Source organism: Psychrobacter sp. SHUES1 (assembly GCF_001652315.1).
Lineage (GTDB): Bacteria > Pseudomonadota > Gammaproteobacteria > Pseudomonadales > Moraxellaceae > Psychrobacter > Psychrobacter faecalis.
Window position 1 is genome coordinate 116,244 of the sequence record NZ_LXWA01000031.1, and the last position, 20,882, is coordinate 137,125.

Here is a 20,882-nt window from a genome sequence, read left to right on the forward strand (position 1 = left end):
GTACTTATAGCAGCCATTTATAAAGGCGACCCGATAAACAGATGCAGTCTAACAGGGATGCTATCTTCCGTCACGCCAGCAGCAACATCGACACGTACCACACCAACCGGCGACGCCCAGCGGATACCGACGCCGACGCCAACTTTGGTATCGGTTTCAAAATCTTTGTCATAGGCATTACCGACATCGGTAAAGACTGCGCCGCGGAAACCTGGTCTAAACTCATAGTTATATTCAGCACTGCCGACTGCGAGGATTTGTCCGCCGGTGAGATAGCCTTTCTCAATCGGTGATAGGCTTTCGTAATCATAACCGCGAATACTTTGATCGCCGCCAGCAAAGAAGCGCAGTTTATAAGGCACTTCGTAAAAATCATCCGCCCAAATATAACCGGTATTTAAACTGCCCAGCACTTGGTGTTTATCGTCAGCCCCGAAGCTATAAAGACCGCTCACACCCGCGCGTAAAATTGCCATATCGGTATCACTTAGCAGACTTTCTGAACCTGCTTCAAGCGCATAATACTGACGGAACCCGCGGGTAGGATTGGCAGCATTATCGACGTCTGTTTTGCTCATACCATAACCAAATAACAAAGCGTGCTGCGTCGGTTTCGAGGAAGTAAAGCGCACTGGCAGATTGTCTAATTCTTCCTCATCGACGCCAGTTTCTAACTCATCTAAACGGTAGCGTACAGAGTAGCTACGATCCCAGCCATTTTCACGGCGGATATTACGCGCCAATGCTGCTTTTAAGGTTCGGGTAGATAAGTCAAAATTACCTTCGCCTTGATCGATAACCTCTTCTTCGTAGGTCAAACGGGCATCCAATTTATCGTTTAGCGGATGCTTCCATGGTCGACTGCCATACACGGCGACATTTTTGGTAATGCGCGAAACTTCGGTTTCCACCCCTGCTTGATAGCCTTTACGATTGATCAAATTATAATCTATCTTGGCAGTGGCGCGCACCCCAGTATCGGTACCATAACCGAGACCAACTTGGGCATCACGTGGTTTGTTTGCCGAAACAAAGACGTACAGCGGCACTTTTTTGTTTTCTAACACGTCCTGCGGGGTTTTGCGTCCAGCAAGCGTTGGCGGGACGAAGTTTTCATCGGCAAGGATATTTTCTTCATCAGGGAAGATTTTTTGTGCGACATTACTGATAGAGTCGCTGATTTTACCCAAAATACTAGTGGCTTTTTGGTCTTTTTCATCCAAGACGCGATCATCCGGCAGACGGCTTAAACGCTCAGCTTTTTGTCTAATGGCTTGCAGTTTACTCAAGGTTTCTTCATCGGCTTCAAACTCGATGGCAGCGATATCGGCTGGATTGACCGTCTCACCGCTAGTGGCGTAACGCTCAGCGTCATTTTCGTTAATGACTGTCTCATTTTGCTCGATATTATTGCTATCGAAGTCGTCATCGGTAGTATCAGTACTACTGCTATTAGGCGTATTATCAAAGGCTAAAGTACTGCTTTCTGTGCGCTCATCTGGCGGCAAAATCGTCTCGACGTTGACAGTATTAAAATAGCGGGTTGCCGATAAATCGTTACTAAACTTGGTCACGGCCGGACGATAAAATGGCTCGCCTTCTTCAAAGCCGACCAGCTGCTTTAATAACGACAACTCAACCGGTAGCTTTTCAGGATCGCGGGTCAGCGTACCCGACTCTTGATCATAAGTAAAAAACACCACTTCATCAAACTTGTAACGATCACCCGTATTGTAAACCAGCGACACATCGGCGGTATTGTCGGGCAAGATAATATCGACCGATTTGTTGAGCCAATATTGATCAAAGTAACCATAGGTATCACTGAGGGACTCAAGCGCCGCCTTACTGTCTTTATAAACGCGGTGATTAAAAATATCGCCCTCTTGTGGCGGCAAATCTTCTTCTAACTTGGCAAACTCTTCTTGCTCGCTGCCCTCGCCGCGAATGTCAACAATGCGGCTATCAACGCGTACCGGCTCACCCAACTTTTCAATAATGACATCAATGGTATCGGTATTTGGTTGGCGCAAACGTAGGGTCACATCATAGTAGCCGACGGCTTTGGCAGCATCTAAGGCGCTCTGGCGTAGACGCGGCAGCGCAGCAGTGTAATCAACCACAGACTGCACAGTGGTGTCATCAATAGCGGCTTTGATATTCTTAAAGGGCTGAATATCATCGTCAGCTTTGGTTAATTTTGGTTTAGCATTCCTTGTACTGTTTTGAGCGTTGTTTTTGCTATTATCGTTTAAATTATCTGCTGCGGCTTGTTGCAAATAAATGGTCGTCTCAACATGCGGTAGGGTGACGACGCCACCTTTAAAAAAGCGATTATACAGACGCTTAACAATATTGCCTTTTTTATTACGTGCTATCGGTTTGGGTTTCGCCGCTTGTTCGATACTTTCTTTTACCGCATTGACATCGTTTTCATAAATAGGCAAATAATCATCAGGATTGATGCTGTCTGACTGGGCATTTTCTATCCCACTATCCATGTCCACACTAGTCGCGCTATCGCCAGTGCCACTAGCAACCGAATCGCTGACGTCAATAGGACGCGACATCACATCATCTGTCTCCGCCTGCTTAGCAGCGGCCTCATTTCTACCCAAGGTTTCAAGATTGCTCGGTGCTGGTAAATTGGTAGCATCTAAACTCACATCGAGCCCAATTGGCGGCGTGCTATCGTCTAACCTTGCAACAGGCGCATCAAATGCGCCATCTAAAGCTTGAAAGTCATTGTCGTCATAACGCATACCATCGATATTATTAACGGCATTACTTTGAGTGATATTGCCGATATCTTGAGCGTTTTGCTTATCCATCGCCGCCAGCTCGCGATCAATCTCGTCAGCCGTCATCATCTGATAGCCTTGTTGCTGCACGCTATTAACTTGCTGCTCTAAGTTTTCATTGCTGTCAAATGCTTGGTTGTTGCCTAGACTATCTATGCCATTACCGATAGCACTAGCAAAGTCATTAATACTATCGATATCATTATTTGATAACTGGGACTTATCCGTGTTATTTGCTTGCGCGGTGGCGTTTTTGTTAGGATTTTTAATACCTAAGTTCTGCTCGCTATAATCATCCAATACCGATTGATCGATAATACCTTCTTCAACGGCTTTTTTTAGACGTAAGGCGTCCAAAGCAATATCAAGCTGGCTGTCCTCATAGGCATCTTTAGAAAGTGCTCGTTTAGACGAGGACTGAGCCGAAGAATTGGAAGGCGGTTTTGGCGTTGGTGGCTGCGATTGTCGTTGCGGCTGTGCAGTGGTCGCATCATTGCCACTATTTTTGATAAGTTGGCTGCTGCTTGCATTATTGGCCGTATTATTATTTAAATCAGTGGCGGCAAGAGCACTAGGCGCGATAGCAATACTGACCCCAAAGCCAACCAAACTGGTGGTCAATGCCCGAAATAGCGCCGTACGCGTAAAATAAAGACGAGGGTTATCCATAGGATTTATATGAGTAGGATGAGCAGTTTTAGCCGAACACAGCGGCGCATTTGACGCAGCAGCAGGCGGTATCCCCGATGAGTGGCGCGCTAGAGTTGAAGGCTGATGTTTCATATTTATTTCCTATCACCTCACGCGGCACAAGTGACGGTCGATGGCAATCGCCTCGTCTTACCGGTGAATAAACGTAGAACAGTTCGCTGACATTAAAGGTTTGGACGGCTAAAATTTACAAATCATAACTTAGTTAATTCTCAAATCATAGCACTGTGCGCATGTATTTTTACCAAAGCCTTGCTATTATACGGCGTAACATCGATAAAACCTATGCTATATTTCGATAAGTTTTTGATAGTATTGATAATTGTTTATCTGCCAATCACTGCGTAAAAGTTTGTTTTCTCCTTTATTAGCCGCGACCCATCTGTAGGAATCTTCATGGCCAATCAGTTTCAACTCTTTAAACATCGCCGGTTTAATGCCATGTTTTTTACCCAATTTTTGGGTGCTTTTAATGACAATATCTTTAAGCAAGCACTGATACTGGTGCTGACCTATACTGCTGCCAGCCAATTGGGCATGGAAGTCAGTATTTTAAATAACTTGGCGGCGATGTTGTTTATTTTGCCGTACTTTTTATTTTCGGCATTGGCAGGGCAAATTGCTGATAAGTTTGAAAAATCAAAACTGACGCGCTTAATTAAATTGCTTGAGATAGGTATTATGATTATCGCTGCTGTCGGCTTTGTCTTTGAATGGTACGCGCTGTTATTTGTGGCGCTGTTTTTGATGGGCACGCAATCGACGTTTTTTGGGCCGATTAAGTATGCGTACTTGCCACAAGCGATGAGGGAAAATGAGCTGGTCGGTGCCAATGGTCTGTTTCAAATGGGCACCTCGCTTGCCATTTTGCTTGGTATGATTATCGCTGGGGTATTGACCCAAATTACCCAGCCGCTATTTTGGATAAGTGTGACGGTGCTTTTTGTTGCGGCGATAGGCTATTTTGCCGCCCGTTTTATTCCCACCATGCCAGCGATGCAGCCTGATTTGAAGATTAATTGGAATATCTTTACCACCAGTATGGCGACGGTGCGTTATTTATACTCGTTGCCTTTTTTATTCTTTGTCATTCTTGGTAATAGCTGGTTTTGGTTTTATGGCGCGACGTTTTTGACCCAAACGCCAGAATTTAGCAAAGTCATTTTGCATGGCGATGAGTCCGTGGTGATTTTCTTATTAACGCTATTTTCAGTTGGGGTGTCGATTGGCTCACTACTGTGCAAATCCTTGACCAAAAACCAAGTCAGCTTGCGCTTACTGCCCTTTGGCATTGCAGGTTTGAGCATTTTTGCCATTGATTTATATTTTTCTTTGTCAGGGCTCAAACTCAGTGTCAGCTCGGCTACCTTATTTGGTATCAGTGATTTATGGGGTATGAGCGGTAGCTGGCGCGTATTTGCCGACTTATTCTTTTTGGGCTTTAGCGGCGGTTTATATATCGTGCCTTTATATGCCTCTATGCAGGCTTATGCGCCAAAAAGCCATCGCGCGCGTATCGTCGGTGCCAATAATATCTTTAATGCCATTTTTATGGTGTGTTCGGCGATTTTCTCGATTGTGGTATTAAATGCGCTGGGTCTAAATTTGCCGCAACTGTTTTTAGTCACCGGTATATTAAATATTATTTTTGGTATATTTTTATATTTCAAGCTTAATAAACATGTCAAACACGCCGTTATCCAAACCCATGATGACGAGCAGAATCGATACGACTAGCGCCAAACGCAATATGAATCGGCAAGCCAATAATTTCGCTGCCGAGATTGTCTATTGTTTGTTATAGTGGTTCGATAAGTGTTGTCTGATAGGTTTAGTGGCCTATTAAATAGCTTAAACCTATTCATCATAAGTTCTATTTATAATTCATACAGCCATCAGGAGTGAATCATGGCGCAGCGTTCCTTATCAAAAATTGACCAGCTATTACTTGGCGTAGATAAAGCATTGCGAGCGGTTGTACCGCATTCAAATCCTAGCACTCGCCCGCTGCCTGTTAGCAGTGATGAGATTCCTGAGCTAAGTATCAACGAAGCCCGTCATGTCGCAGGCTTGATGCGTATCAATCATACGGGCGAGGTCTGCGCCCAAGGGCTGTATCACGGGCAAGCGTTTGCCGCAAAAAACGATGACGTCAAGCAAGCCATGCAACAGTCGGCTGAAGAAGAAGTCGATCATTTGGTGTGGTGCGAGGTACGATTAGATGAGCTTGGTAGCCATCCTAGTATTTTTACGCCTTTATGGTACGGCATGTCATTTGGGCTTGGCGCGGTAGCAGGGGCGATTTCTAACGAGTTTAGCTTGGGCTTTGTTGCCGAAACCGAAGCGCAAGTTAGTGAGCATTTGCAAGACCATATCGGTCAATTGCCACCGCAAGATCGACGCTCAAGAGAAATACTGGCGCAAATGGATATTGAAGAATTACATCACCGCGAGTTGGCGCTGGCCAATGGCGGCGCGGCATTGTCGCCACTGGTGCGCCACACGATGCGCTGGATGGCCAATCGCATGAAAGCCACTGCTTATCATTTATAAGCGTTTATCATCTATAATACGCAGGCGCTACTAATCTGCATCCTTTTTTAGTGGCTACAGACGGCATTATTCTGTGCTTTTAACAATCCTACTACTGTTAGCAGTCAGATTAATTTGCTAGGGTATGAAAAATTTGTACGATTTTACGGAATGCCAAAACCTAACGATCAATCAATGGATGAATAGATAACAAGTCAGTAACTACAATAACTGATAAACGACAACGATTAAAAGGTAATTATTTTTATGAAACCCATCAGCCAAACCCCTATTTCTAATAAAGCGCCCCACTCTAGTAAAGCGCCTAGGCTTGCGACCCTAACGGCACTCGCTGCCGCTTGTACCATGCTGCTATCAGCGCCGGCAAATGCAGCTGAAGAAGCGAATACCGCCGCAGCGTCCGCTACGAGCAGCACAGCAGTACCTAGCGCTATCGATTCTAGTAAACGTATCATTCGCCTAGCCAAGCCAAATGTAACGATCAGCACGGCGCAAGCTGACGCTCAAGCCAATGTTGGAGTTGAGACTGGCGCTCAAAATAACGTTCAGCAGAGTACCGCTCAACCAACTAACGTCGCGCAATCAGCTAATAATCAAGCCCCTAATACGCAGCAAAGCAATGTCCAGCAGGCTATTGCCCAACCAAACCGTGCGCCTTTAAACACTGCGCAAAATGCTGCCCAGCCACCAGCCGTACCAACACCAGACACGTCCGAGTTGACCGGTACGACGCGCGTTTATGAGCGTGGTCCTATCACTGCGACGGGGATTGATTTACGCAGTGGTCAGCTGCCAAACATCCCAGCCCCGCAAGTGAGTATTTCAGATATCAGCTTTGTCCCTACCGTGCTCATACCGCAGCAGCAAGGACTTGGCACTGATAAACTGGACGTCAGCTTACTCGATGACTTTATCAAAGAAGTCTCACCAAATGCGCGCCATTATCCACCAAACTTCCCGAACCGTACCCAACGCCACAACGCCCGTGAAAAAATCAAAGTCTTGACTGAATGGATTGAGCCGTATGCTAAAGCGCCAAATGCCTCGTACGATGTCTTAGTTCGTGCCGCCAAACTCAATGGCATGGGACGCAACTTAGATTTAGGCTCAGAATATACGGTACGTGGCGGACAATATATCGATCGCGCCATCAAACTTAAACCAAATAGCGGCGAAGCCAACTTTATCTATGGCATGATGCTCTCAGAAGGTGGCGGCTTTAAAGAAGGTCAAAAATACCTTGATCAAGCCGTCACTCTTGGTTATACCGAAGCTGAGCAGAGTCTTGCGCAATCTGACTTATTAAGTGATCGCCGTGATAAGGCACTAGAGCGTTTACGCCGCTTGGCGCAACAAAACCCTGACAACGCTATTATTCGTCAACAAATCAAGCTCATCGAGGACGGTAAATTCTATATTTGGGATATCCCTGCCCCAGATATTAATATCAAACCAAGCACTTAATTCTTTGTGATGGAAACGTAAAGTGTTAGCTATTTGGTAAAATGATAGCTCACACTGTTTTCTAAAGAGCTGTAAAAAAGCGCGCTACAATTATGATTAATAATGTGAGCGCGCTTTTTTGTGCTTAATTTAGAGATATCTAAGTGGGCTTTGTTAAGCATTGCCTATCCATATTTTCGATAGTATTTCATGCTATATGAATATAAGATAGCTGACTATAAGACAACAACTACAATAGTCGAACAGCTCGACTTACGTTACACTCATGCTGCTATATAAATGTGACATTTATCACTTATTTATGATGCGTTGCTGATACTTATTACTGGAATGACCTATGATATTTGCTGACCCTGCCAACGATATGCCGTCGCTAGAGTATAAGTATAAGCATAAAAACAAGACGCCTTTTGCTCTACTCGCAGTGGTCGCCGCCATGGCAATATTGCCTGCCTGTAGCACCGTCTCCGTCAATAAAGAGCCCTCAGCAAAGACCATCGCCGCCCAGCGCGGCAATATCATCACCGATAACAAACTGAGTAGCGATACCGCCTCAGTCCTATTGTCAGCAGGGCTTAATGAGCAAGCGTGTATGCAGCAGTTTAACCTCTGCCTAACGCAGCTTACCGACAGCATGCTCAATGAACATTATCGCCCAGCTTTGGCAGTATTTGCTGAATTACACTACGCTAAAGCGCGCCAGCTTGGCGAATCTAAAGACTGCCGCAATGCCCTCGCCCGCCCGCCAATTGACCCTTATTATGCCAACGCGCCTTTAAGCGACACTGATGCCAAGGCGCAGCAAAAAAGAACCGATAGCTGCTTGATTGGCTATCAAGAACGTTTATTTGATGCCATTAAAACCAGTTATACCTATTTATTTTATGACAGCTTAGAGCATGATTTTGAAGGTGCGGATAAAGAAACCAGACGCTCACACGCGCAAAGTCGTATTCCAAATGAGATGGATATCCAAACCCAAGACATCTATAACGCTGCCAGTAACGATGTGATTACCCAGCTCTATCAAACGGCTGATGGTGGCGGTAAAATGATGGGTAATACCAAGGTAGAATATTTACCGACGTCCGCAAGTACTGCCACTAGCAGCGAGCAAGCAGTAATTGCCAATCTTACGGCCGTCAAGGGGCAACCAACTGACCAAATTAAAGTCATGAAAATGCACATAGACGACTACAATCTCAATGTCTATTTGCCCAACGAAAATAACTACCTCAAAAATGCCAACCAACAAACCGCTGCCCTAACCGATTTGGTCTCGACCTATGAGCTACGCCTCTCTGGACTAAACTCTATTAGTAAGCGCCCAGGTCTGGGTATCAGCTTGGTAGCTTCATTGGACGACCGCTATACCACTACCATTCGTCAATTATTAATCTCGTCGTTAGCAGATAGGACGGGCAGACTGCATCAAGAAAGCCCTCGTTTAACAGCCAGCGATATAAACGAAAGCTCGAAAGAGCCCTCAAAGGATAGCTTGGACAGTGATGATGCCAGTACGCGTATTTATCCGACCGGTCATTTACTGATGACCGGGCTGATTAAGCCGACGGGCAATAGCGTGCTTGATACCCTGAGCAGCAAACAGCTTGATATTCATTTATACAACCCTTACCGCAGCGAGAGCGCCAATATCTTAGGTGACGATTATCCACTGGCAGCAAACTTTTCAGCAGGTTACGGCTTATGGTTGGCAGAAAACCAGCTCGATGGCGTCGGTTATCTAAACCTGATTACCCGTAAAAAAGAAACCAGTTTACCCAAGCTCTTTATGCTCGAACCTTATGATGCTGATAAGCGCGTCATCATCATGCTGCACGGTTTGGCCTCAAGCCCAGCGACATGGGTCAACTTAACCAACGATATTTTTAATGACGACAAACTGCGCAATAACTATCAAGTTTGGCAGATTTTTTATCCAACCAACTTGCCTATTTTAGAAAATCGCTATCAAATCCAAAAGCTCATCAATACCGCTTATGAGAAAACCGACCCTACGGGGCAAAATATCGCCAGCAAAAACAGCGTCATTATCAGTCATAGTATGGGCGGTATCATTGCGCGTATGATGTTGTCTGACGAAAATTTGCTCGATGATTTGGACCGACTTGACGACCAAAATGCGCTGTCGATGAATGAGAAACGTCAAATACGTGAGGCGATCAAGCAGTCTGCGGGCAAAGAGCAGCTAAAAGAGCGTTTTGAGCTTAAAACTTTGCCACAAGTAGATACGGCGGTATTTTTATCGTCGCCGTTTCGCGGTACCGATTATGCCGACCGCTGGTTCACGCGCGCGCTACGCCGCATCGTGTATCTACCCGTTGGTTTGGTAAAAACGGTGACCGATAACTTAGCAGCCTTGGCCATCCAAGGCGATTTGGCCCAAAACCCGCTCGGCGCGCTATATTTACAAAATGGCGCCAGTCAATTGAGTGACAAATCGTCTTTTATTCAATTAACCAAAGATATCCGTATCAACGACCGTATCACCTATCATTCAATCATCGCCAATAACGATGCTGATATTACCCGAGGTTTGGCAGAAATGCAGCCTGCTGGGGCAAAGCTCGATTTGTCTGAGGAGATAGCAGAAAATGACCATGCAGAGGACGTTATCGATGTCGATGACAGCAATGCGCTGTTAACGGATAGTGATGAGTTACCAGGTCAACCCCTGGTCGCCGCCGTGACAGTCGATGGCGAGATTGGGCAAGCACTCACCGAGCAGCTGTCAGATGGTATCGTGCCCTACACCAGCGCTCACCTCGATGGTGCGGCGTCAGAGACAGTCATCAACGGCGGTCATAGCATCCAAGAAAACCCACAAACTATTTTGACCTTACGCCGTATTTTACATCAACAATTACAGCAGCAAGATACAAACTAAATTTCACCTATATAAAAAGCTTTAAATTCTTATTATTAAAATTTGTTTTTTTATATTACTGTTTGGTATCTATTGATAACAATAGTTAAACAATGACTATTATTTCAAAGATTATTGGCTAATATTGTAAGTGGTTTATGAACGCATAGGTGTGTGATAGCACACTTGTGCAACTTGCGTGTGCGTAAGGTGAAGCGCATAATACTAAGACGTTTACTATGAATAAAACGATCGTTTGATGAATATTTAATAGTTTATAAGGATATAAATTATTTACTTTGGCTAAATAGTCAGCCCTAAAATTTTTGAGTCTTACCATACGGTAATGAATAAAACATAAGGGTAATGAACGCTATTTTAGTTAAATTTTTATCTTAATTACATTTGCCGCTAACTAATACTTAGCGATTGCCCGTAATAATAAGCGCCCTGATTGATGGACGGTTACGGACAGTGACTTGCGCGTATCATGGAAGCCAACGCTATTCAGCTAACAGATAAGGGTAACCGTTTATGTTCGCTACATTTATGATTGATCAAATGGATGCGTTGATGCTCGCGCGCATTCAGTTTGCCTTCGTTATTTCCTGGCATATTATCTTCCCCGCTTTTTCTATCGGTCTTGCCAGCTGGTTGACCGTGCTTGAATTTCGCTGGCTGAGAACTGGCGAGCCAATTTATGTTGAAGTATACAAACATTGGGTTAAGATTTTCGCTGTGGTATTTGGACTGGGTGTGGTATCGGGTGTGGTCATGTCCTATCAGTTCGGAACCAACTGGGCCGTGTTTTCCGACAGAGCTGGTAATATCTTAGGGCCATTATTGGCGTTTGAAGTCTTAACGGCGTTTTTCTTAGAAGCCTCCTTTTTAGGAATTATGCTCTTTGGTTGGGGACGGGTGAGCAAACGTATGCATTTTGCCTCCACCGCTATCGTTGCCATTGGTACCATGATTTCAGGATTTTGGATTTTGGCCGCCAACAGCTTTATGCAAACGCCGCAAGGTTTTATGCTGGGCGCTGATGGTCTGTTATACCCCACCAACTGGATTGAAATTATCTTTAATCCTTCGTTCCCTTATCGCTATGCCCATATGATGACGGCAGCCTTTTTAACCACCGCCTTTGTGGTTGGCGGTATTGGCGCTTATTATTTACAGTCCAAAAAGCACGTTGAGCATCGGCAGCATGGTCGAGTCATGCTCGGCATGGCGATGATTATGGCGATATTTGTGGCGCCAGCGCAGGTCCTCATCGGTGATGAGCATGGCTTAAACACTCTTGAGCATCAGCCAGCTAAGGTCGCGGCGATGGAGGGGATTTGGGAAGATGAGAGTGGTGCGGCATTGCGGCTATTTGCGATACCCGACCAAAAAAACCAAACCAATAACTATGAGCTTAGCATTCCTTATGTCTCCGGTTTGATTCTCACCCATTCACTAGATGGCGAAGTTAAAGGTCTTAAAAATTGGGCACCAGAAGATCAGCCGCCCGTTATGATTGTATTTTGGGCATTTCGTATCATGGTTGGTATTGGTATGTTGATGGTGCTCATCGGTTTATTTAGTGTTTATAAGTACTTTAAAAAGCAGCAGTTCGATCCTGAGAGTAAGCTCTTCCACCGTGCGTGGATGATGATGACGCCGCTTGGCTTTATAGCGCTACTTGCCGGCTGGTTTGTGACCGAAACAGGTCGTCAACCTTATACGATATATGGGGTTATTCGTACTGCTGAGAGTATGTCACCTATCGCAGCGCAGCAAGTGGCGACAACCTTGATTGGCTTTATTGTGCTATATGCCTTTGTGTTTGGCGCGGGCAGCTTTTATATTTTGCGCCTCATTGCACAAGGACCCAAACCGTACGAGGATCCGTCGGATGATCATTTCTATGATCACTCTGTCACCGAAGCCCAAGGTCGCACGCTAAGCGGTGATAAGCGCGCTGCTGATAAAACCAAAGGGCCTGAAGAAGGTTTGGATGAACCTGCTGACGACGTCGATGATGGAGGGTTACGCTAATGTTTAACTATGGTGATGTATTAGATTTACCCTTAATCTGGGGTGGCTTGATTGCGCTATCAGTCTTTATCTACGTCTTACTGGATGGTTTTGATTTGGGCTGCGGCATTCTATTTCCGTTTGCAGGCTCTGATAAAAACCGTAGCCGCATGATGAACTCTATCGCGCCTTTTTGGGATGGTAACGAGACTTGGCTGGTACTGGGCGGCGGTGGTTTATTCGCCGCATTCCCTGTCGCTTACGGCATCATTATGAGCGGTCTTTATCTGCCGGTTATCTTTATGCTGTTTGGCTTAATTATGCGCGGCGTGGCGTTTGAGTTCCGTTTTAAAGCCACCGCCCATCGCTACGTTTGGGATGGTTTCTTTTTTATCGGCTCTGTCGTTGCGACGTTTGCCCAAGGTATTATGCTTGGGGCGCTGGTCCAAGGTTTAGAGGCCAGCAATCGTCTGTATACGGGCGGCCCTTTTGATTGGTTCTCACCTTTCTCTATCATGTGCGGTTTTGCGCTATTGATCGGTTATGCGCTACTGGGTTCTACATGGCTGATTATCAAAACCGAACATACGCTGCAAGTCTGGGCACGCAAAGTATCAGGTTGGCTGCTCACCGCCTTAATCGTCGCAATGATTGCGGTGACGATATTCATGTATTTTTCAGATATCGAAGCGCTTGAAGGCTGGTTTAGTTTACCAGGGCTGTTGTATCTAGCGCCGATGCCAATTATCGTCTTGCTCTTATTCTTCTTTATGCGTAAAGATTTAACCACTGAGCGCGAGTATCGTCCATTTTTATTGACCGTTGCATTATTCTTGATGGGTTATATCGGCGTTTGTATGGCGATATTCCCATATATCGTACCGTATCAAATGACGATTTATGAGGCAGCCGCGGCTGATACTTCGCTCTCCTTTATGCTCATCGGCGCCGGTATTATGTTACCTATTATCTTAAGTTACACGGCTTTCGCGTATTATACTTTTAAAGGTAAAACCGACCACGAGCACATGTATTAAATAAGCTGCGGCTATTATCTATCTAGTAAGAATAGTAGCCGCGCTTAGCTTAATCCGCTCATGAATATGTGATGACTGATTATTAGAAAATGGCTTAGATTAGAAAGGTAGTTTTAAGTTAGAAAATAGCATGGAGTTAAAAGGCAGTTTGGAGATAGTGATGAAAAAACTCAGTAAAAAACAATCGCAATGGGCTTGGTTTATAGGCTTATATTTGGCGGGTTTTTTGGTTGTTTTTACCATTGCCCAATTAATAAAATTGGCAATGGGTGTATAAAATCTCTTTTATCAAAACCTAGCGCCATAAAAAAGCAGCGCTGAATAGTAAATATTCAGCGCTGCTTTTTTGTTTTAACTTTAACTGTCGTAAAACCGTTTATGCACCGCGATGATTATCGACACCACTATTTTCTATATAGTCATTAATTTGTGTTAGACGCTCGGGCGTACCGACGTCTATCCAATTGTCTTTAATCACCTCAGCGGTAATTTGGAACTTTAGCATTGCTTGTTTTAGCAGTGGCGCAAGGGCTGCCGGTTGTCCTGTTACCAGCCCATCAACCAGTCTTGGTGAGATGACACTGATGCCAGCAAAGGTATATTTGTCCGCATCGGCAATCGGCTGCTCGCTTGCCAGTCCATTATTGATAGCAAAGTCGCCGCCATTATTATGCTCAGGATTGTCAATCAATAATAAATGTGCTCGCTGGTCAGCGCCTAACTGATAGTCTCGCAACGGCGCAAAATCATAGGTCGTCCAAATATCAGAGTTGACTAAGATAAAAGGCTCATCGCGCAGCTTATGGTTTTGCAGCGCGTTAAAAATCCCACCAGCAGTCTCAAGCGGCTCATCGCCCTCAATCGACCAATGCAGCGTCACGCCATACTCTGCACCATCACCCAGTGTCTGCATCAGTTTGTCTGCAAGCCACGAGGCATTGATAGTGATATCAGTAATGCCAGCAGCTTGTAGCGCCTTGATATGCCAGACAATAAGCGGCTGCCCGCCTACTTCCACCAAAGGCTTTGGCGTCTCGAGTGTGAGCGGACGCAGGCGCGTACCCTTGCCAGCCGCCAAAATCATCGCTTGCGTTATTACCGACATACACGCTCCTTGTTGTTGGCTGTATGATTGCCTATTATTCATTATCGACTGTTTTGAACAAAGTAAAAGCGATGAATACTGTCATCGTTTTTATTTTGCTCATGTTGTTTAAATATACTGTTGTACAAATTTATGTTGATAAGCAGGCAAGATAGACTCTCGCAGCCATTCATTAAAAGGAGTAACCGCTTGCTGCATATCGGAATTACCGTGTTCTGCCAGCCATTCTAGCTCAAAAATCAGGTCACGCATGACTTTTGGAATATCGGCCAAATAGCGGCTTTTGCCATCACGCTCAAACAGGCGGATAAAAATACCCAGCACTTTTAAATGCCGTTGTACGCCCATGACATTGACATCATTTTCAAACTGCGCTGCATTATCAGCCGTTACCAGCCCTGCCTGTTTTTGCAATTGCCAGCAGTCCTGTATCCAGCTTGATACCTGAGTCTCTGGCCATTCTACATAAGCATCGCGTACCAATGATACCAAATCATAGCTATACGCGCCTATCACCGCATCTTGAAAATCAATCACGCCCAAGCGCGTATGATCTGCTTGGTCTTGCATAAGGTTGCGACTGTGATAATCACGATGGACGATGACCTGCGGCTGCACCAAAATCTCAGCGATTAAAGCCGATTTAAGATTTTCCCAAAGCGTTTGCTCAAGCTCTATACCAATATAAGGAATAAACCACTCGCTAAACAAATTCATCTCACGGTTTAGTAGGGCAGTATCATAATCTGGTAATTGATGATCCGTCTTTGCGGTCGCCACTGGCACCACTTGTAAGGCAACCAAAGTGCGCAGCGCTAATTGATAGTAATCATTCACCTGAGCGGCTGGCGCATCGACCAGCAGATGAGCAAATTCTACCGTACCAAAATCTTGCAATATCAAAAAGCCTTTTGCCACGTCTTGAGCGACGAGCGTCGGAACATTGATTGCTGGCGCCATCAGTTTTGCGACATTAATAAACTGCTGCAACGCGTCTTGTTCGTCAGCCGAATCCATGACAATATAGCGCTCAGTTTCGACAGCATCATTATCAAGTAACTGGATACGGTGATATTGGCGCGCGCTGGCATCACCCGGCAGACTATCAAGAATAAATTTTTGGTTGGCAAACACGTCTTGCAACCATTGCTCTAACTGCTGCTGGCGCGTAGCGGTTACGTTAGGTACTGTCATGGTTTTATCCGTCATAAAAAGTATCGCAAATTAAATATCAGTCATAAATAAGTGATATGTAGGGCAAATAGTTGTTAAAATAATGAGCGTGCGCCTAAACAGTGCAGCCGCTTTAAGCAGACAAAATCTACTGGCTATGTAGCCGTAAAAAGGTCTGTATCATCCGCTATCGTATAAATTTTGGTAAATAGTGTAGCTGATTTGGTTTTTTTTGACTATGATTAGTCGTCATTATATGTAAAACGTTCCGATTTTCGAGATTATCGTCTTAATGATAGGTTTATTCGCCTTTAAATAACGTTAAAATATAGCCTGTCATTTAACGATCGCAATCCAATAGGCTCTACAATCATAGGTGTGCCCTTGTTATATTCTCCGCTTTACCAAAGCATCCGTTTGATTTTATTTGGCGCCTTGGGCTTAACCAGCTTGACGGTCAGTGCGGCTCTTAATCCTGTCGATAACAATGTTGATGCACAGACGACTGAGCCACTAATCACTGAAAATAGTAGTGACGCCACCTTGTATACCCTCTCTACTGAAAAGGGCAATCAAACCCAAAGTGGCACTGCTGATGCTAATAATAAAGCGTTAAACAGTCAATTAACAACTGCGCCTGTTTTCAACAATGATGACGTATTTACCAGTGACAACGTAAATATCACGGCAATTAATGACAGCAGTGACAGGATTGATGTTAATAATAATGCCGTCAACAACGCTACTAAAACAAACAATACCACTGCGCCCGTTAATAACAGCAGCACAGCCAAATCCAATAAGCGCAGCATTGATGTCAATGACGAAAGTATTCAAGACAGCCTGATACGTTTAGCAGAATTTTATGAATTAACGCCTGATACAGATCCCGCTACGTTACATAATAATAGCAATGATGACGTAGCAGATAGCAATAACAGCGATATTCAAAACTCTTTTGCCGCGCAAACCATTGAACCTGTAGGCAACGACTTAAAACTGCTACCAAATAGCGTCGATAGCGCCCAGCGCTGTGAAGGTCAATGGGTTTATCCTAAAAAAAATCCTAATTACCAACGTGCGATCAATGAAACGGGCGCACCTAACGGCCAGCCAGCGCCCAACTTAAACGGCATTCCTAATAATCAAGCGCCACTGTTTGCAGAGTCGGATTATGGCTATTACGACAATGTCGACTACGCCGAGCTTTCTGGTAATGTCATCGTTGACCAAGGAACGCAGCATATCGAAGCGGAAAAAATCGTACTCGATTTGAACAACAATGTCGCAGCCGCACAGGGTAAAGTGATGTTTACCGACCAAGCGACTGGACAAAACAAAAACGCTGCTGGCTTGGCCGAAGCTAACCGTTTTCAAAACAGCAACGGACAAAATATCAATGGTCAAAACGCTAAGTCTAGCCTCACTGAAAAAGCCTCCACTGGCGGTCTTATCGGTGTCGCCGACAGCTTAAACTACAATACCGAAACTGGACAATCAACAGCTAAGGACGTGGCTTTTGCTAGCGTAGAGCTGCAAGCACACGGCTATGCCAAGCGCTTAAACCGCCCTAACGAGACGCAGTATGAGCTTGATGAGGTGATGTTTAGCACCTGCCCGCCGACCAACCGTAAATGGCAGTTTGATGCTAAAAGCATCGATTTAGATACCGAAACAGGCCGCGGCGAAGCTTACAACACAACGTTTAAAATTGCTGATGTACCGGTATTTTATTTACCCTATTTTAATTTCCCTATAGACAATAGACGCAGCAGCGGCTTTTTATTACCGAGCGCGAGTGTCGGTAGTGAAAGCGGACTTGAAGTTGACGTACCTTATTATTTTAATTTAGCGCCATACTACGACGCCACCCTTAATACTCGCGTTTATACCAACCGTAACCCCATGCTCTCCGGTGAGTTTCGTTATCTAACTGAGGAGTACGGCGAAGGGATTTTTAACGGCTCTTATTTGCCCAACGATAAAAAATATGACGGCGAAGATCGCAGCAGCTTTTTTTACGATCATTACTGGTCATCTACCAGTATTCCACGCTTAAGTGGCGACGCAAAATATAGCTATGTGTCAGATGCCGATTATCTCAATGACTTCGATACCTTGGGTTTGTCAGACAATACCTTAAACCTACCACGCCGTGCGCGGGTGAATTATTATAACGATTATGTCAATGGTGAATTAAAAGTCGAGACTTTCCAAACGCTCGATGCATTTAACAATAATGGACAGCCATTACAAGATAAAGACAAGCCGTACTCGCGCTTGCCACAGCTTAAACTTGACTATCGTCTACCATGGGCAAAAAGCTTTGATATCACAGGCGTAAGTGACTCGGCTTATTTTAAAAAATCCATCGATGATGGCTCTGAAAATGAAAAAAGTGGCACGCGTTTTTATAATAAATTAAGCGCCGTTTATCCGATGGAAAAATCTTGGGGCTATATCAAACCTAAACTTAGCTTACAGCATTTATATACTTCTTATGATGAAGACAGCTTGGCGGACAATGATTTGAGCAAAGATGACGGCAACCAATCGGTATTTGTGCCTCAAGTCAGTGTCGATGCTGGCCTGCACTTTTCTCAAGCGGGCTCACCCTTTGGCGCCTTTGACGATACTTTAGGCGGTTATCGCTTGCTCAGTCCGCGCTTAAAATATACCTACTCGCCCTATAAAGACCAAAACGATATTCCTAACTTTAATACCCGTATTGCCTCTATCAACTACGAGCAACTGTTTTCGGACAGCTGGTTTTTAGGTCATGACCGCTTGCAAGATTTGCATGCCTTTACACCCGGTATTAATTATCGTTACATCGATGCAACGGGTGTGACACGTTTTGATGGTAGTATCGCAGAGCAGTTTTATATCGATGATGGGCGCGTGACCCTTGAAGACCAAAAACCCGTGCTGACGAATTCTTCCTCAGGATTGGTTTGGGATACCAGTACCCAGCCTTATAATAACGTCTGGGTCGATGTAAGCGGCGCGCTTACTCATAGCTATGATTTAAACTATATCACCACTGAGCTGCGTTATCAGCCATCTGACAACAGTTTATTTAACGTCGGCTTTGTGAAGCGTATGCGCGATGAAAACACCGACCAGTTACCTTTATCGGCGTTTACCGCATCAGCGGTTTTCCCAATTAATAATAACTGGCGCGTATTGGCGCAAGGTCAATACGATTATAATCGTGATAAAATGCTCGACTCGTTAATCGGTGTTGATTATGAGGATTGCTGTTTTGGTTTTGCAGTTTATGGTCGTCGTTACTATAATGATTTGAATATCAAAGACAAACCAACACAAGCGATTATGGCAGAAATCAGACTCAACGGTCTTGGTAGCGGTAGCAGCCGCTTAACACGCTTACTTTCTGATAAAGTGTTGGGCTTTGAGCCGGTTCAAAGCGCATGGAAAGATGAATAAAACGTCGTCTATATCCTTAGACTCACGTATGATTGATGGTTTATGTATCAAGTAACTTTTGTGCTATAACAGCATATAGCAGTGTTTACACCCTATTATAAACAGCCTTAGCCGCTACTTAAATGAAGAGTAACGGCTAAGGCTTAACCGATTACCATCCGATGCAATGACATTGATGAGGAGCATCATGAGATTTTTTTCTTTACGTCAGACAAGCCGAGTTGTATTGCTTTCTATGGGTATGACGGGCGCTATTGCTCTGAGCCTAAGTGCGCAAGCAGCCACCGTTAAGCCTGCAAAAACTTCAGCTGCAAACGTTGATGCTGGCACTCAGAAAAATAGCGCCGCACGTTTGACGCCTGCCAATAGTACGGACGGTATCATTGCCTTGGTCAATGAAAACGCTATCTTAAAAAGTGATCTCATCGCTGCCATGGCGCAAACCCAAGCAAGGGCGCAGGCGGCTGGTGAACCGATTGCCAATTCAGCCCAGCTGCAGTCTGAAGTGTTAAACGCCCTCATCATGCGTGAATTACAACTCTCAATGGTCAAACGAGTTGGTCTCAATCCTGATGAAGCTGCCATCAATCAGCGGCTGGCTCAAATCGCCCAAGCAGAAGGACTCAGCAGCCTTGGCGAGTTGCAACAACGTTTGGACGCCGCAAAACCAGGCAGTTATGCTACCCTACGCGCGCAATTGATTGAAGATGCCGCGATTCAAGCCTTGCAGCAGCGCCAAATCGCAAGCCGCGTGCGCATCAGCGAACAAGATATCGATGCCTTTTTGGCCTCTCCTGAAGCCAAGCGTTTGAGTCAAAGCGAATATCAAACCATTCACGTACGTATCCCCTATATGGACGATTACAGCCGTCTGTCGGACGCCCAGCGTGAAGAAGCATTAAAAGTCGCGCAGCGTCTACGCACACGACTGCAAGCGCCAAATGTCGATGTCACAGAAGCCATTGCCGCAAGTCAAGGCAGCTACCCTATTCAGTTGCAAGGCGGCGATATGGGCTTTCATAAAGCGGCTGCACTACCAACCGAGCTTGCTAGCGAAATCACCAAACTTGAAGTTGGCGCCGTCAGTGCGCCGTTAGTGACCCCAGAAGGTATTGATATCATCAAACTGGCTGATAAAAAATCCAGTGATACCATGCTAGTGCCGCAGTGGCATACGCGTCACATTTTAGTCAAAGTCGATGAGCTACAAACCGATGCTTTGGCTGAGCAAAAAATCAATGACCTCTACGAGCAATTACGTAAAGGAGCCGACTTTGCGAGCCTAGCTTCAACTTATTCAGATGATCCCGGTTCAGCAGGACGCGGTGGCGATTTGGATTGGGTTGGTGAAGAGCAAATGATTGGTCCGTTTGAAACAATGATGAAGAATACCGCCGTCGGTGATTACTCTGCACCATTCAAAACGCAATTTGGCTGGCACATTCTAAAAGTTGAAGGCAAACGCGAGCAAGATGTCAGCGATGAATACCGTCGCAATATGGCACGTCAAGCGCTATATCAGCGCCTTGCTCCGCAAGCCAAAGAAGACTGGCTACAAGAACTACAAGCCGGCGCTTATATTCAGATACTCGGCTAATTAGTATTTAATAATATCGAAAAAATTTTATAAAAGAAGGGTAGTATATGCTAATGCATGTACCCTTTTTTAATTTAGGTCATTT

The 20,882-nt window shown here is 45.0% G+C and carries 12 protein-coding genes; 9 read left to right on the top strand and 3 right to left on the bottom strand.

Annotated elements, in window-relative coordinates; genetic code table 11:
• Nucleotides 1-17: 17 nt before the first annotated feature.
• A complete protein-coding gene (locus A7325_RS03130; protein ID WP_068404532.1) occupies nt 18-3,584 on the bottom strand; it encodes an autotransporter assembly complex protein TamA in 3,567 nt (1,188 codons plus the stop codon).
• Between the two features lie 324 nt (nt 3,585-3,908).
• Between A7325_RS03130 and A7325_RS03135 the strand changes: the two genes are divergently transcribed.
• The 7 genes from A7325_RS03135 (at nt 3,909) to A7325_RS13660 (ending at nt 13,749) form a co-directional block, all read left to right on the top strand.
• Complete coding sequence (locus A7325_RS03135; protein ID WP_068404534.1) at nt 3,909-5,249, top strand: MFS transporter; 1,341 nt, start codon at nt 3,909-3,911, stop codon at nt 5,247-5,249.
• 171 nt (nt 5,250-5,420) lie between these two features.
• A complete protein-coding gene (coq7, locus tag A7325_RS03140; RefSeq protein ID WP_068404536.1) occupies nt 5,421-6,065 on the top strand; it encodes a 2-polyprenyl-3-methyl-6-methoxy-1,4-benzoquinone monooxygenase in 645 nt (214 codons plus the stop codon).
• A gap of 246 nt (nt 6,066-6,311) precedes the next feature.
• A complete protein-coding gene (locus A7325_RS03145) occupies nt 6,312-7,529 on the top strand; it encodes a tetratricopeptide repeat protein (RefSeq protein WP_068404538.1) in 1,218 nt (405 codons plus the stop codon).
• Between the two features lie 337 nt (nt 7,530-7,866).
• A complete protein-coding gene (locus A7325_RS03150; RefSeq protein ID WP_068404540.1) occupies nt 7,867-10,437 on the top strand; it encodes an esterase/lipase family protein in 2,571 nt (856 codons plus the stop codon).
• Nucleotides 10,438-10,950: 513 nt separating this feature from the next.
• Complete coding sequence (locus A7325_RS03155; RefSeq protein ID WP_068404542.1) at nt 10,951-12,456, top strand: cytochrome ubiquinol oxidase subunit I; 1,506 nt, start codon at nt 10,951-10,953, stop codon at nt 12,454-12,456.
• Nucleotides 12,456-13,472 carry a cytochrome d ubiquinol oxidase subunit II gene (gene cydB / locus A7325_RS03160; RefSeq protein ID WP_068404544.1) on the top strand — a complete coding sequence of 339 codons (1,017 nt, stop codon included), beginning with the start codon at nt 12,456-12,458 and terminating at the stop codon, nt 13,470-13,472. Before A7325_RS03155 ends, cydB begins: the two co-directional genes overlap by 1 nt.
• A 160-nt stretch (nt 13,473-13,632) precedes the next feature.
• Entirely contained in the window at nt 13,633-13,749 is a 117-nt protein-coding gene (locus A7325_RS13660) for a DUF2474 domain-containing protein (RefSeq protein ID WP_102077207.1), read from the top strand.
• 99 nt (nt 13,750-13,848) lie between these two features.
• Here A7325_RS13660 and murU read toward each other — a convergent pair whose 3' ends face one another.
• Nucleotides 13,849-14,577 carry an N-acetylmuramate alpha-1-phosphate uridylyltransferase MurU gene (murU, locus tag A7325_RS03165; protein WP_068404546.1) on the bottom strand — a complete coding sequence of 243 codons (729 nt, stop codon included), beginning with the start codon at nt 14,575-14,577 and terminating at the stop codon, nt 13,849-13,851.
• A gap of 108 nt (nt 14,578-14,685) precedes the next feature.
• A complete protein-coding gene (locus A7325_RS03170; RefSeq protein ID WP_225211535.1) occupies nt 14,686-15,771 on the bottom strand; it encodes an aminoglycoside phosphotransferase family protein in 1,086 nt (361 codons plus the stop codon).
• A 363-nt stretch (nt 15,772-16,134) separates the two neighbouring features.
• Between A7325_RS03170 and A7325_RS03175 the strand changes: the two genes are divergently transcribed.
• Both A7325_RS03175 and A7325_RS03180 read left to right on the top strand, forming a co-directional pair.
• Nucleotides 16,135-19,200, top strand: a complete 3,066-nt coding sequence (locus A7325_RS03175; protein ID WP_068404550.1) for an LPS-assembly protein LptD — start codon at nt 16,135-16,137, stop codon at nt 19,198-19,200.
• 187 nt (nt 19,201-19,387) lie between these two features.
• The gene (locus tag A7325_RS03180; protein ID WP_068404552.1) at nt 19,388-20,797 is read left to right on the top strand and encodes a peptidylprolyl isomerase; all 1,410 of its coding nucleotides are present in this window, start codon (nt 19,388-19,390) and stop codon (nt 20,795-20,797) included.
• The last annotated feature ends 85 nt before the right edge of the window (nt 20,798-20,882 follow it).